This window comes from Clostridium neonatale, assembly GCF_001458595.1.
In the GTDB taxonomy this organism is placed as follows: domain Bacteria; phylum Bacillota; class Clostridia; order Clostridiales; family Clostridiaceae; genus Clostridium; species Clostridium neonatale.
This window is the reverse complement of the sequence record NZ_LN890328.1, coordinates 2,608,683-2,623,683: the sequence shown is the minus strand read 5'-3', so window position 1 is coordinate 2,623,683 and position 15,001 is coordinate 2,608,683. Positions and strand designations below refer to the sequence as shown.

Here is a 15,001-nt window from a genome sequence, read left to right as displayed (position 1 = left end):
CTTTAATGTCTTTTATTAAATTACTTTTGTTATGCATTTTTTGCATAATAATTTATTATTCCAATTATTGCAAGGAGGATTTGCTTTTATTTAGTTTACACAAAATTTTTTACGGGTCATTATTTAGTTTCAAATATATGTTTCCAATATCGCTTAGGCATCATTCTAGTTTGTAATCTTAAGTTTTTTCTTTCTTCAATTGTAGTAGACTTAAAATAAGTCTTCCATAATTTTTGATATTCATCTTTGTATGAGGAGAGCTTATTTGAATCTTCTAAGGTAAAATCAATTATTTCGTATTGAGTTTTATTGTACATAATAGCCTTTTTTCTACTAATATCATTAATTATCCAATATTCATTTGAAAAGCGATTTTTAAAATAATCACCTAAAAATTCTAATATATCATTATCTGGCTCAATTGAAGCATAGAGAAAAATATTATCTATATAGTTAAATCTTATGAACCCTCTAAACCTATGAATTTCATCATTAACACGTTTGTTTATTTGATCTATTAACCTTACCTCATCAATATGTAAAAATGAATGTATGTTAGATCCAATTTTAAAAGCTGTTTTCAAATAATTAAATATTAATATTTCTTTATTAGTATAGTTACTTAAGTATGCGATATAGATTTTCTTTAAGCATAATTTATTTATTTTATTTATAATTGATGATTTTACTTTAGAAAATTTAATCAAATCAGTATTAACATCAATAATATTCTCTAGAAGTAGAGGGATATCATTAAGCTTCTTATTATAGATGCCTGAGATAGTTGTTTTATAATAAAATCCATCATAGATACAAGTGAGTAATCCTTCAAATGTTCCATCATATAAAAGTGTAATCAAAATTAAATTCTCCTTTCTTTAAATTAAAATTGACCATATAGTGAAGAAATTTTATCACTAATACTAGGAAGTTTTGCTTTAGGTAATAAAATATTGTGAGAATTGGATAAATCAGTGTCATAAGAATCAAAAAAAGATATTTGGTTATCATGTACTAGTTTTTTTGATGAATATTCTTGCTTTAGTATATTAAATTTTATTGAATCATTATTAAATAGGGTATCACCATAATATTTACCGTTACAAGTAATAAAATATCTAGCTCTTTTTAAAACTATTCTTAGTTTTTTCAGATCATCAAAGTCTAATTTATGAACTCTCCTTATTTTTAATATTTTTAAAGCGGATGTAACACCTATACCTGGAATTCTAAGAAGTGTTTCATATGGTGCTTTATTTATTTCAACAGGGAATTCGTTTAAGTTAGATAAAGCCCATCCAGTTTTAGGATCAAAATTTAAATCAAAATTTTCATTTTCTTTTAATAGCTCATCTGCTTTAAATCCATAAAATCTAAGTAGCCAATCAGCCTGATAAAGTCTATGTTCTCTTACCATTGGAGGATGAGATATGTTTGGTAAAAATTTATTATCTTTAATTACAGGAACATAAGCAGAGTAATAAACTCTTTTCAAGTCATATTTATTATAGAGTGATTCTGATAACTTGATGATTTTTGAATCACTTTCAGGTGTGGCTCCTACAATAAGCTGTGTGCTTTGACCACCAGGAACAAACAAAGGCGTAGATCTTATGTTTTTTTTCATCTCTTTATATTGAATTATGTTATTTTTTATAGTATTCATTGGGGTCAGTATTTTTTCTTTACTTTTTTGAGGAGCTAATAGTTTTAAGCTATCGCTTGAGGGCAGTTCAATGTTAACACTCATTCTATCGACATATGTTCCAGCTTTTTCAATAAGCTTTTGATCAGCACCAGGAATAGCTTTTAAATGAATATATCCATTGAAATTCTCCTGTGTACGCAATTTTTTAACTGTTTTAAGGAGAAGTTCCATAGTATAGTTTGGATTTTTTATAATAGCAGAACTTAAAAATAAACCTTCAATATAATTACGTTTGTAAAAATTGATAGTAAGTTTACATACTTCATTTGGAGTGAAACTAACTCTTTGAAAATCCTTTGATGCTCCATTAATGCAGTATTTGCAATCAAATACGCAATCATTAGAAAAGAGGATCTTTAATAAAGAAATACATCTTCCATCAGGAGTAAAGCTATGACATATTCCGCATTCAGTAGCATTTCCAAGGCCAGAGGGAGTATTTTTTCTCTTTGATCCAGAGGAAGAACATGAAACATCATATTTAGCTGCATTTGATAAGATTTTTAATTTTTCTATTAAGTCCATATATAAGCACTTCCTTATAATTCAAATAAGAACATATATTCGTATATAATAATATTATTATATACGAATATATGTTCTTATACAAGAAGAAAACAATCTAGTAAATTATTTTTTTACTAGATTGCTTTCATTTTTTATATCAATAAGGATTATGATTGTAAATAAAATTTCAATAAATAGATGTGCAAAGATCTATTTTCTAAACAATAATGGGGGGATTCTATAAATTACACATCTATTTAAAGTTTATAGTAAAGGTTATGAGAGTAAACAATAAATTAGATTATTTCCAAGTAAGTTCACCTAATCTTAATGTATTTTTGAATTCAGGAATTTTAGTATCATTATCAATAATTACACATTCAATTCCAGTCATTTCAGCCCAGTCTATTAATTGTTGTTCATCAACAACGAATGAGAAACTTGTGTGATGAGCTCCACCAGCTAAAATCCAAGCTTCAGCACCAACTTTTAATGAAGGTTGTGGTTTCCAAAGAACACTTGCAACTGGTAAATTAGGCATATCATGAGGTACATCTATAGCATCAACACTATTTACGATTAATCTAAATCTGTTACCCATATCAATTAATGAAGCAGCAACAGCATGTCCTTTTGCACCTTTAAATACTAGACGAGCGGGTGGCTCTTTATCTCCAATTCCTAGAGGATGAACTTCTATAGTTGGTTTGCAATTTTCATCTGATAATGTAGGACACACTTCAAGCATGTGAGCTCCAAGTATTGTTTCGCCATCTTTTGCTAAGTTATAAGTATAGTCTTCCATTAAGCCTGTACCTTTTCCATCAGCCATAATCTTCATAGCTCTAACAAGAGCAGCAGTCTTCCAATCTCCTTCAGCTCCAAATCCATATCCTTCAGACATTAAATGTTGTGCTGCAAGGCCAGGAAGTTGTTTCATTCCATTAAGAGCTTGGAAGTTTGTTACAAAGCAATTATAATTTCTTTCATCTAAGAAAGTTCTCATCCCGATTTCAATTTTTGCTTGTTCACGAATAGATTCAATGTCAGCAGCAGGATCTATATTATATAACTTCTTATATTCTTCCATAAGTTCATTGATTTGAGTGTCTGTGACTTTATTTATATATTCAACTAAATCTCCAACTGGATAGTAGTCAACAGTCCAACCAAACTTAATTTGAGCTTCAATCTTATCACCATCAGTAACAGCAACATTTCTCATGTTATCTCCGAAACGAGCTACTCTGATATTAGTTCCTTCAACAAAAGCTATAGCTGGAGCCATCCATTTAGCTATTTTTTCACAGACATCAGCATCTTTCCAATAACCAACGACTATCTTTCTTGGCATGTGTAATCTTGCGCATATATGTCCAAATTCTCTATCACCATGAGCTGCTTGATTTAAATTCATAAAGTCCATATTAATAGTATCCCAAGGAATCTCTCTATTAAATTGAGTATGAAGGTGAAGCATTGGTTTTCTTAATTGTGATAAACCGTGAATCCAATTCTTAGCAGGTGAGAAAGTATGCATCCAAGTTATTATACCAGCACAATTTTCATCTACATTAGCTTCATTACAAACTTTTCTTACTGATTCAGAGTCAGTAGTAACTGTTTTAAATACTATTTTATAAGGTAGTCCTGATTCATTTAAGCCTTCAACTACTTTTTTTGAGTTTTCTTTTACTTGATCAATTACTTCTGGTCCATATAAAGGTTGGCTTCCAGTTACGAACCAAAATTCATAATTTTTAACTTTTAACATGTAACATTCCTCCTAAATTTAGTTTTAAATAAGTAATATCTAATTAGTAATACCTTTACAAGATATTCTTTAAATAAGACGTTTTTGTAAGTACAAGCATATTATAATATAAAAATATTGTGCGTACAAGTACAAAAAGAAATTATTTGGATAATTTTTTCATCAAATATTGTAGACTAAAGTAAATAAGCCAGTTTAGTAATATGTTTTAATTTTTAAAGATTAATTTATATACTTTAAAGAACCATAAATTTAAGAAAAAGTATTGAAAATGTTATCTATACGTTATATAATCAAATCAGCTAGTGCGTACAGCTTAGCACATAATTATATGAATTAAGCTGTATAATAGCATAATATATTTCATGGAAGTAGTTGAGAAAGATGAAAGAAGCTGAAACAAAGCATGAAGTTATCGAAAGGTATTACATGAACCTTGTAGAAGAAAATAAGGTTTCAGCAGGGGAACAATTACCGTCAGAAAATGAAATAGCAAGCATTTTTAATGTTAGCAGACATACTGTAAGGCAAGCACTTAATTACTTAGCTCAAGAAGGATGGATATATAAGGAGAGAGGAAAGGGAAGTTTTTTTGCTAATAGAAAAAATAATGAGCAGAAAAAAAATGTAGCAGTACTTACAACTTATATTTCAGACTATATATTTCCAAGAATAATTTCAGGAATAGAAGAAGAACTAAGAAAAAAAGGCTATAACTTATTATTATTTAGTAGTAATAATGATATTGAAGCTGAAAAGCTTTGTTTTGAGAACATAATAAATCAGGACATATCAGGATTAATTGTTGAACCAGCACAAAGTTCTATAAATAATCTTCATCATGAAAGCATTGTTAAGTTGGAGAAAAAAGGAATACAATATATAGCTATAAATGCAAATTGTGATGAAGAAAATTCAGCATATATAATTGTTGATGATGAACAAGGTGGATATAAGCTAACTAATTATTTATTAGGACTTGGACATAGAAATATAGCGGCAGTTTTTAAAGCCGATGATATGCAGGGGGAAAGAAGGAGAAAAGGATATATTAAAGCACTCCAGGAATACAATTTGTGTTTTAACAAATCAATTGTAGGAGAATATATAACCGATAATCAGGATATGTATATTGATCAGTTTGTAAAAAAAATGTTAAGTCAAGAAAACCCGCCTACAGCAATAGTTTGCTATAATGATAAAGTTGCACTGAGGGTAATAGATAATTGCAGAAAAGAAGGACTAGAAATACCGAAAGATTTATCAATTGTAAGTTTCGATGATTCAAGTTTAGCAGTATCATCAGATATTAAAATTACAACAATAAAACATCCTAAAAGAGAAATGGGAATAATGGCAGCAAAGTGCATTATTGATATGATAGAAGGTAGAATTGATAAACCACAATATGTATATGATGCAGAATTAATAGTAAGAGAATCATGTAGAAGAATTTAATTAAAATTTTTGATGCATAACAAATCCTAGTTATGCATTACAAAAATTTTAATATATATCAATTTATTTCATATAAACTTGTACGTACATTGACTCACGATAAAAACTATTTAATACAGCAAATAAATAATATTAATTTAGGAGGAGAGAAATGTTAGAAGAATTAAAGCAAAAGGTATATGAAGCAAATATGGAACTTCAAAGGAAAGGACTTGTAATTTATACATGGGGTAACGTAAGTGGAATAGATAGAGAAATGGGACTAGTTGTTATTAAGCCAAGTGGTGTTGATTATGATACTATGAAGGCTGAGGACATGGTAGTACTTGATTTGAATGGAAATATAGTTGAAGGAAAATATAAACCATCAACAGATACTCCTACTCACCTAGTTATGTATAATACTTATCCAAACATTGGGGGAGTAGTTCATACACACTCTGAATGGGCAACAAGTTTTGCACAAGCAGGATTGTCAATACCTGCTTTTGGAACAACACATGCTGATTACTTTTATGGAGATATACCATGCACAAGAGATTTAACTGATGATGAGATAAATGGTGAGTATGAAAAGGAAACAGGAAATGTAATAGTTGAAACAATAGGTGATAGAGATCCACTAGAAGTACCAGCGATTGTTGTAAAGAATCATGGCCCATTTGCGTGGGGAAAAGATCCTGATAATGCTGTATATAATGCGGTAGTATTAGATAAGGTTGCACAAATGGCATACAATACTATGACATTAAATACTAGAGTTGATAAAGTTAATCAAACTTTATTGGACAAGCATTATTTAAGAAAACATGGTGTAAATGCATACTATGGTCAATAAATAAAAGTTAGTAGGTAAAGCTTTAATCTTCAGAATTGGAACTCCGAGCTTAAGGCAATCCTTACTTAACAATAAATTATTTTATTAATATAAAAACATAGATAAACTATAAGTAAAGAGTAAAAATATTAAATAAAAGGGAGAGATATCTAAAATGAAATTTTTCTTAGACACAGCAAATGTAGAATATATTAAAGAAGTAAATGAGATGGGAGTAATTTCTGGTGTAACAACAAACCCATCACTTGTAGCCAAAGAAGGAAGAGATTTTAATGAAGTAATAAAAGAAATTACTGAAATAGTAGATGGACCAATAAGTGGAGAAGTAGTAAGTGAAGATGCTGAAGGAATGATAAAAGAAGGTAGAGAAATTGCTAAGATTCATAAAAATATGATTGTAAAAATCCCAATGACAGGTGAAGGATTAAAAGCAACTAAAGTTTTAGCAAGCGAAGGAATAAAAACAAACGTAACATTAATATTCTCAGCAACACAAGCATTACTTGCAGCAAATGCAGGAGCAACATATGTAAGTCCGTTCCTTGGAAGAGTAGATGATATATCAATGATAGGTATGGATTTAGTAAGAGACATAGCAGAAATATTTGCAATACATGGAATAGAAACAAAAATAATTGCAGCAAGCGTAAGAAATCCAATTCATGTAATTGAAGCTGCAAAAGCAGGAGCAGATATAGCAACAGTACCTTATGAATTAGTTAAGCAAATGTTAAAGCATCCATTAACAGATCAAGGACTTGAAAAATTTAAAGCGGACTGGGCGGCTGCATTTGGAGATAAATAAATTTAAGTGAGAGCCCAAATTTTATATTTGGTTGCTCGAACTTACTCCTATGAACGGATGTGAATAGTGAGTTTCATTTAAAAATTGAATAATTAGAAAGTACGATAGTTAAAAGTATGAACGTAGCAGATTTTAAATAAAAGAAATTTATTGCACAAATATTTGAAGAATGAAAAAATGCCCAGAATATAAGAATATAAGAATATAAGAATATAAGAATATAAGAATATAAGAATATAAGAATATAAGAATATAAGAATATAAGAATTTGCTTATTTAATGGGAATTAGAAGGAATTACTTAAGGAAACATCTTCATTAGTAGATGAAGATGGGCTATACTACTAGGATCGTACCTAACCAAGAATTATATGCCAAAGAGCAGCTATGCTGCAATGAGGAACTTTTCTTATTTTATGCGGATTAGAGTGTGTAAATAAATTTTTATCTCAAATTAATATATTGATTTGAGATGATCCCAAAAAGATGAGTCTATATATTTGGGATTAATAAAAAATAAAATAAATAAAAAGCGAGGATAACAATGAGTAGAGAATTAGATAAATTATCTATTAATGCAATAAGAGTTTTATCAGCAGATGCTATACAAAAATCAAATTCTGGCCATCCAGGTCTTCCACTTGGAGCAGCTACAATGGCATTTACATTATGGACAAAAATGAATCATAATGGAAAAAATCCAGACTGGGATAATAGAGATAGATTTGTTTTATCAGCAGGGCATGGATCAATGCTTGAATATTCTTTATTACACTTATTTGGATATGGAATAACTATTGAAGATATTAAAAACTTTAGACAAGTTGGAAGTTTAACTCCTGGCCATCCAGAATACGGCCACACAAAAGGTGTTGAAATAACAACTGGACCCCTTGGACAAGGTATATGTAATGCAGTAGGTATGGCTATGGCAGAAGCTCACCTTGCAGAAAAATTTAACAAAGAACATTTTAATATTGTAGATCACTACACATATGCAATTGTTGGTGATGGATGCCTTATGGAAGGTATTTCAGGAGAAGCTTCATCACTTGCTGGAACATTAGGCCTTGGAAAATTAATTGTACTTTATGATTCAAATAATATTTCAATTGAAGGTAATACTGATATTGCATTTAGAGAAGATGTTGCTAAGAGATACGAAGCGTATGGCTGGCAAGTAATCAAAGTTGAAAATGGAAATGATATAGATTCAATCTCAAATGCAATTGATGATGCAAAAAGAGACAGTTTAAGACCATCAATTATAATTGTGAAGAATGTAATAGGGTATGGATGCCCAGCCAAACAAGGTAAGGCATCAGCACATGGTGAGCCATTAGGAGAAGAAAATATAAGAGCATTAAAAGAAAATCTAGGATGGCAATTAGAACCTGCATTCTATGTACCAGACGAAGTGTATACAAATATGGACAAGTATATTGGAGAAGGTGTATGGAAAGAAGAAAACTGGCATGAATTATTTAAACAATATTCAGAAGCTTATCCAGAATTAGCAGATGAATATACTAAATGGATGAAGAATGAAATAGATAAAGAAGAATTATTAAACAATGATGAATTCTGGAGCTTTGATAAAGAAATGGCTACAAGAGAATCGTCAGGAATAGTTATAAATAGATTAGCTAATATAATTCCAAATTTAATGGGAGGTTCAGCAGATTTAGCGCCTTCAAATAAGACTTATATGAAAGACAAGGGAGACTTCTCAGCGGAAGATAGAAGTGGACAAAATCTTCATTTTGGAGTAAGAGAGCATGCAATGGCAGCCATTACTAACGGTATGTACGCTCATGGTGGACTTAAGGTATTCTGTTCAACATTCTTTGTATTTAGTGATTACATGAAAGGTGCAATGAGATTATCAGCTCTTATGAAATTACCAATACCATATGTCTTAACTCATGATAGTATTGGGGTAGGAGAAGATGGCCCAACTCACCAACCAATTGAACAATTAGCAGCACTTAGAAGTATGCCTAATATGGCAGTATTTAGACCAGCCGACTCAAAAGAAACAGCAGCTGCTTGGTATTACGCTGTAACTAATGGGGAAACACCAACATCATTAGTGTTAACAAGACAAAAACTACCACTATATGAAGGATGTCCAAAGAGAGCATTAAAAGGTGGTTATATAATAAAAGAATCTAAGAAAGAAACTCCAGATGTTATTTTAATGGCATCAGGTTCAGAAGTAGAACTTATATATAAAGCAGCAGATGAATTAGAAGTTAAAGGAATCGATGCAAGAGTAGTAAGTATTCCGTGTTTCGAATTATTTGATGCACAAGATGAAGATTACAAGGAAAGTGTACTTCCAAACTGTGTAAGAAAGAGAGTTGCAGTTGAAGCATTAACTTCATTTGGATGGCATAAGTATGTAGGTTTAGATGGAGAGATAATCTCACTTGATACATTTGGTGCATCAGGAAATGCAAACGAGCTATTTAAGCAATTCGGATTCACTGTTGATAATGTTGTTGATACAGCAGTTAAGGTTGTTAATAAATAGGAAATTAAAGGCTAAACAAGTTGAAAAAATAATATAATACAAGGTAAGTAACAAAGAGAGTATTTGTATGCTGGAAGCAAGTTCTGCATTTAATAAAATTATTTATTTGCATAGCTTGCTTTCATTAAAATAAATGAAGATATAGTGGAGGTATTTTATGAGTTTACAAATCAATGATATAAAAAATTCAATCATTAATGGTAAGACAGTTCTTGGTATTGAACTTGGATCAACTAGAATTAAGGCAGTTTTGATTAATGAAGATAATGAACCTATTGCTTCAGGAAGTCATGATTGGGAAAATAGATATGTTAATAATATATGGACTTATACATTAGATGATATTTGGAGTGGTCTGCAAGATAGTTATGCTAAGATGTCTGACGATGTTAAACAAAAATATGGAGTTACTATTGAAACAATAGGTGCTATAGGAATCAGTGCTATGATGCATGGATATATGGCTTTCGATAAAGAAGGCGAACTTTTAGTACCATTCCGTACATGGCGTAATACTATTACTGAAAAAGCTTCAGAAGAATTAACAAAGTTATTTAATTATAATATTCCTCAAAGATGGAGTATTGCTCATCTTTATCAAGCAATTTTAAATGGAGAAGAACACGTAGCACATATTGACTTCCAAACAACATTAGCAGGTTATATACATTGGAAACTTACTGGTGAAAAGGTTTTAGGTGTTGGAGAGGCATCGGGAATGTTTCCTATTGATATAGAAACAAAAGATTATAATGCTAATATGGTTAAGCAATTTAATGATCTAATAGTATCTAAAAATCTATCGTTGAAGCTTGAAGATATATTTCCAAAAGTTTTACTGGCAGGTGAAAGTGCTGGGGTTCTTACAGAAGAAGGAGCAAAGCTTCTGGATGTTACAGGAAATTTAAAACCAGGAATTCAACTTTGCCCTCCAGAAGGTGATGCAGGAACAGGGATGGTTGCAACTAATAGTATTGCAAAGCGTACAGGTAATGTTTCAGCAGGAACATCTGTTTTTGCAATGATTGTGCTTGAAAAAGAATTAGCAAAATTACATGAAGAAATTGATTTGGTTACTACACCTACTGGAAACCTAGTAGCTATGGTTCACTGTAATAACTGCACTTCAGATCTTAATGCATGGGTTGGACTTTTCAAAGAGTTTTCTGAGGCATTTGGCATAGAAGTTGATATGAATAAATTATTTGGAACTTTATATAATAAGGCACTTGAGGGTGATTCAGACTGTGGTGGTTTATTAGCATATAATTACTTCTCAGGGGAGCACATAACTGGCTTTGAGGAAGGGCGTCCATTATTTGTTCGTTCACCAGAAAGCAAATTTAACTTGGCAAATTTTATGAGAGTTCATTTGTTTACAGCATTGGGTGCATTAAAAATAGGTTTAGACCTTCTTCTTAAAGAAGAAGGAGTAAAACTTGATCAAATTTTAGGTCATGGTGGATTGTTTAAGACTAAGGATGTTGGACAAAAGATTATGGCAGCAGCTATAGATGCTCCAGTTTCAGTTATGGAGACTGCTGGAGAAGGTGGTGCATGGGGAATTGCATTACTTGCATCATATATGCTTAATAAGTCTGAAGATGAAACATTAGAAGAGTATCTTACAGCCAAAGTATTTGCAGGAAAAATGGGAACAAAGATTGACCCAAATCCAGAAGATGTTGAAGGATTTAATGAATTCATCAAACATTATACTAATGGGCTTGCCATTGAAAGAGCTGCAATAGATAATTTTTAATGTTAAAAAATGAGTATTAGAATAATTGATAATATTTTAAAATTGGTAGTATAAATAAGTTAGCCTCTTTAAATTAAAATATAGCATATAAACTGTCTTGAAATAGAAAATAATTTTCATATTTTAAGACAGTTTTTTATTTTTATATATTCTAAAAAGTGTTAAGAATTTCGATGATTTTGAGAAGAATTTTGTATGGAGTAAAAGTGTATAAGCTTGTATAATTAATAATGTAATCGATATCTAATTTGAAAAATTCGATAGAAAGTGAGAGGATTAATAATGAGTGAAAAGAACGTAACGTTATGTAACAAACTACTTTATTATGGTGTAGCTCCGTTATTATTATTGTATTTCTTTTTAATTGATAGTGGACTGGCCATATGTAATTTCAATGTATTAGTAGTATTTTCATTAGTGATAGTATCTATGGTCACAATGCATCTAAGCTATAAAAAGAAGAATAATGATTATAAATTTTTAGTAAACAATTCATATGGAAAAGTCATGATGGTGTTAGTCCTTTTTGAATTATCGTTTAATTTCTATAGATAGTTACTTTAACAATATCATTTCATTTTTATGATACTAATGAAAACGATTAAGAATGAAAGATAATATAAATTTATTAATGTTGGAGGAGAAGTTTATGAAAAAGAAGTTAATGGCAATGTTATTATCAATGACACTTTTAGGAGCACTAGGTGGTTGCGGAGTTACCACTGCACCAAATACGGATGCAGCTTCAAATAAAGCAACAAATGAAGAGGGAGGGGCAACAGAAGGAAAGACAATAGGAATATTAATGCCAACAAAATCATCAGAAAGATGGATTAATGATGGAAATGATATGGTAGGTAAACTTAAAGAATTAGGGTATAATACAGATCTTCAATATGCAGAAGATGTTATTGAAACACAAGTATCACAAGCAGAAAATTTAATTACAAAAGGTGTTGATTGCTTAGTTATAGCTAATATTGATGGAGAGTCATTAACTGATGTTTGCCAAAAGGCACATGATGCAGGAATTCCAGTTATAGCTTATGATCGTTTGATAAAAAATACAGAATATGTAGATTATTATATATCATTTGATAACACACTTGTAGGAGTACAAATAGGAGAATATATAGAAAAAGCCTTAGACCTTAAAAATGCTAATGGAAAATCATATAATATAGAATTATTTGCAGGATCTCCAGATGACAATAATGCACATATGTTATATGATGGGGCAATGAGTATATTACAACAATATATTGATAATGGAAGCTTAGTAGTAGCTTCTGGACAAACTGATTTTGATACTGTTTGTACATTAAGATGGGATGGAGCTTTAGCTCAATCAAGAATGGAAAATATATTAACAGCTAATTACTCTTCTGGTAAAAAAGTAGATGCAGTATTTTCTTCATATGATGGGTTAAGTCGTGGTATTGTTGAAGCATTAAGAAGTGTTGGTTATGGCTCAGCTGATCTTCCATGGCCAATAATTACAGGACAAGATGCTGAAACAGCAACAATTAAATCAATAATAGCTGGTGAACAAACACAAACAATTTTCAAAGATACAAGATTATTAGCAGATCAAGCGGTTAAAACAGTTGATGCTGTTCTTAAAGGTCAAGAAGCAGAAGTTAATGATACAGAAACATATAATAATGGTGTTAAAGTTGTACCATCATATCTTTGCACTCCAGTTTCAGTTGATGTAAATAATTATAAAGAAGTATTAGTTGACTCAGGTTATATAAAAGAAGCAGATCTTAAATAGTATACAAATTAAGGTGATATGGAGATATTAACTGTCGCCATATCACTCTAATAAAGGGGGTAGGAAGTTAGATGATAAAAGATAGGAATGATATTATTTTAGAAATGAGAAATATAACAAAAACTTTCCCTGGTGTCAAAGCTTTAGATAATGTTAATTTGAAAGTTAAAAGAGGAGAAATACATTCTTTATGTGGTGAAAATGGTGCAGGAAAATCTACACTAATGAAAGTTTTAAGTGGAATATATCCACATGGTGATTATGAGGGAGAAATTATTTATAACGGGAAAACTTGTACGTACAAAACTATAAAAGACAGTGAAAGAGATGGAATAGTTATTATCCATCAAGAATTAGCATTAAGCCCATATTTGAGCATAGGTGAAAACATATTTATAGGTAATNATTCTTTATGTGGTGAAAATGGTGCAGGAAAATCTACACTAATGAAAGTTTTAAGTGGAATATATCCACATGGTGATTATGAGGGAGAAATTATTTATAACGGGAAAACTTGTACGTACAAAACTATAAAAGACAGTGAAAGAGATGGAATAGTTATTATCCATCAAGAATTAGCATTAAGCCCATATTTGAGCATAGGTGAAAACATATTTATAGGTAATGAAATTTCAAAACATGGAATCTTAGATTGGCAGCAAGTTAGAATTAGAACAAAAGAATTACTTAAAAAAGTTGGATTAGATGAAGATCCAGAAACAATAGTTAATACTTTGGGTGTAGGTAAGCAACAACTTATAGAAATAGCGAAAGCATTGTCAAAAGACGTAAAATTATTAATATTAGATGAACCAACAGCTTCATTAAATGAAGATGATAGTGAAAACTTATTAAATCTAATGTTAGAACTAAAGGAACAAGGAATTACATCTATTTTGATTTCACATAAATTAAACGAGGTATCAAAAGTTTGTGACTCTATAACAGTACTACGTGATGGAGCTACAATCGAAACTCTAGATGCTTCTGGAGGAAAGATTTCGGAAGATAGAATAGTTAAAGGAATGGTAGGTCGTGAGTTAACTGATCGTTATCCTAAGAGGACACCTAAAATAGGAGAGGTGTTATTTGAAATAAAAGATTGGAATGTTTATCATCATGACTATCCTGATAGAAAAATAGTGGATAATGTAAGCATAAAAGTTAGAAAAGGTGAAGTTCTTGGAATAGCCGGACTTATGGGAGCTGGAAGAACAGAACTTGCCATGAGTATATTTGGCAGAACTTATGGACAAAAAATTTCTGGATCAATTGTAAAAGAAGGAAAAGAAATACACATAAAAACTGTGCAGGATGCAATAGATGTTGGTATAGCATATGTAACTGAGGATAGAAAAGAGGCTGGATTAAACTTAATAGATGATATACGACATAACATAACAATAGCCTCATTGGGAAAGATATCAAATCACGGTATTCTTAATGAGCAAGCTGAAATTATAGCAGCACAAGACTTTAGGGTATCTATGCAGATAAAAACGCCTAGTATATTACAACTTACAGGAAATTTAAGCGGAGGTAATCAGCAGAAGGTTGTACTTTCAAGATGGATTTATGCAGAGCCAGACTTGCTGATATTAGATGAACCAACAAGAGGTATAGATGTCGGTGCAAAATATGAAATATATACAATAATAAATGATCTTGTAGAGAAGGGAAAAGCTGTTATTGTAATCTCGTCAGAATTACCGGAAGTACTTGGATTAAGTGATAGAATTTATGTTATGAATGAAGGGAAAATTATAGGAGAGTTAGATGGAAAGGAAGCTACTCAAGAAATTATAATGAGTAAAATAGTTTCATCTAAATAGGGAGG

The 15,001-nt window shown here is 30.7% G+C and carries 10 protein-coding genes and 2 pseudogenes; 9 read left to right on the top strand and 3 right to left on the bottom strand.

The genetic code is table 11. The annotated features are described in order from the left end of the window. Positions 1 to 119: 119 nt before the first annotated feature. The 3 genes from BN2920_RS18725 to araA all read right to left on the bottom strand — a co-directional run bounded on the left by BN2920_RS18725 (position 120) and on the right by araA (position 3,989). Entirely contained in the window at positions 120 to 860 is a 741-nt protein-coding gene (locus BN2920_RS18725; protein WP_058296484.1) for a TIGR03915 family putative DNA repair protein, read from the bottom strand. A gap of 23 nt (positions 861 to 883) precedes the next feature. Beyond that, entirely contained in the window at positions 884 to 2,233 is a 1,350-nt protein-coding gene (locus BN2920_RS18720; RefSeq protein WP_058296483.1) for a putative DNA modification/repair radical SAM protein, read from the bottom strand. A gap of 283 nt (positions 2,234 to 2,516) precedes the next feature. Beyond that, positions 2,517 to 3,989 (bottom strand): L-arabinose isomerase, encoded by a 1,473-nt coding sequence (gene araA, locus BN2920_RS18715; protein WP_058296482.1) that lies wholly within the window; start codon positions 3,987 to 3,989, stop codon positions 2,517 to 2,519. Between the two features lie 384 nt (positions 3,990 to 4,373). Here araA and BN2920_RS18710 point away from each other — a divergent pair, with 384 nt between their 5' ends. The 9 genes and pseudogenes from BN2920_RS18710 to mmsA form a co-directional block, all read left to right on the top strand. Further along, positions 4,374 to 5,447, top strand: coding sequence for a GntR family transcriptional regulator (locus BN2920_RS18710; RefSeq protein WP_058296481.1), 1,074 nt, complete (start codon positions 4,374 to 4,376; stop codon positions 5,445 to 5,447). A gap of 151 nt (positions 5,448 to 5,598) precedes the next feature. Continuing rightward, positions 5,599 to 6,285 (top strand): L-ribulose-5-phosphate 4-epimerase, encoded by a 687-nt coding sequence (locus BN2920_RS18705; protein WP_058296480.1) that lies wholly within the window; start codon positions 5,599 to 5,601, stop codon positions 6,283 to 6,285. A 154-nt stretch (positions 6,286 to 6,439) separates the two neighbouring features. After that, positions 6,440 to 7,090, top strand: a complete 651-nt coding sequence (gene fsa, locus BN2920_RS18700; protein ID WP_058296479.1) for a fructose-6-phosphate aldolase — start codon at positions 6,440 to 6,442, stop codon at positions 7,088 to 7,090. A gap of 543 nt (positions 7,091 to 7,633) precedes the next feature. Beyond that, the gene (gene tkt / locus BN2920_RS18695; protein ID WP_058296478.1) at positions 7,634 to 9,625 is read left to right on the top strand and encodes a transketolase; all 1,992 of its coding nucleotides are present in this window, start codon (positions 7,634 to 7,636) and stop codon (positions 9,623 to 9,625) included. Positions 9,626 to 9,782: 157 nt separating this feature from the next. Then, a complete protein-coding gene (locus BN2920_RS18690) occupies positions 9,783 to 11,387 on the top strand; it encodes a xylulokinase (protein ID WP_058296477.1) in 1,605 nt (534 codons plus the stop codon). Positions 11,388 to 11,669: 282 nt separating this feature from the next. Further along, positions 11,670 to 11,942, top strand: a complete 273-nt coding sequence (locus BN2920_RS18685; protein WP_058296476.1) for a hypothetical protein — start codon at positions 11,670 to 11,672, stop codon at positions 11,940 to 11,942. Between the two features lie 94 nt (positions 11,943 to 12,036). Beyond that, positions 12,037 to 13,164, top strand: a complete 1,128-nt coding sequence (chvE, locus tag BN2920_RS18680; RefSeq protein ID WP_058296475.1) for a multiple monosaccharide ABC transporter substrate-binding protein — start codon at positions 12,037 to 12,039, stop codon at positions 13,162 to 13,164. A gap of 71 nt (positions 13,165 to 13,235) precedes the next feature. Then, positions 13,236 to 13,568 (top strand): annotated as a pseudogene (locus BN2920_RS22670) (ATP-binding cassette domain-containing protein); the annotation flags it as partial. A 3-nt stretch (positions 13,569 to 13,571) separates the two neighbouring features. After that, positions 13,572 to 14,996, top strand: a pseudogene (gene mmsA, locus BN2920_RS18675) (multiple monosaccharide ABC transporter ATP-binding protein); the annotation flags it as partial. Positions 14,997 to 15,001 lie beyond the last annotated feature (5 nt).

What these genes read in the sequence shown, in the direction of transcription:
- BN2920_RS18720 (WP_058296483.1), bottom strand. Translation starts at nt 2,233, where the DNA reads ATGGACTTAATAGAAAAATTAAAAATCTTATCAAATGCAGCTAAATAT.
- araA (WP_058296482.1), bottom strand. Translation starts at nt 3,989, where the DNA reads ATGTTAAAAGTTAAAAATTATGAATTTTGGTTCGTAACTGGAAGCCAA.
- BN2920_RS18710 (WP_058296481.1), top strand. Translation starts at nt 4,374, where the DNA reads ATGAAAGAAGCTGAAACAAAGCATGAAGTTATCGAAAGGTATTACATG.
- BN2920_RS18705 (WP_058296480.1), top strand. Translation starts at nt 5,599, where the DNA reads ATGTTAGAAGAATTAAAGCAAAAGGTATATGAAGCAAATATGGAACTT.
- fsa (WP_058296479.1), top strand. Translation starts at nt 6,440, where the DNA reads ATGAAATTTTTCTTAGACACAGCAAATGTAGAATATATTAAAGAAGTA.
- tkt (WP_058296478.1), top strand. Translation starts at nt 7,634, where the DNA reads ATGAGTAGAGAATTAGATAAATTATCTATTAATGCAATAAGAGTTTTA.
- BN2920_RS18690 (WP_058296477.1), top strand. Translation starts at nt 9,783, where the DNA reads ATGAGTTTACAAATCAATGATATAAAAAATTCAATCATTAATGGTAAG.
- BN2920_RS18685 (WP_058296476.1), top strand. Translation starts at nt 11,670, where the DNA reads ATGAGTGAAAAGAACGTAACGTTATGTAACAAACTACTTTATTATGGT.
- chvE (WP_058296475.1), top strand. Translation starts at nt 12,037, where the DNA reads ATGAAAAAGAAGTTAATGGCAATGTTATTATCAATGACACTTTTAGGA.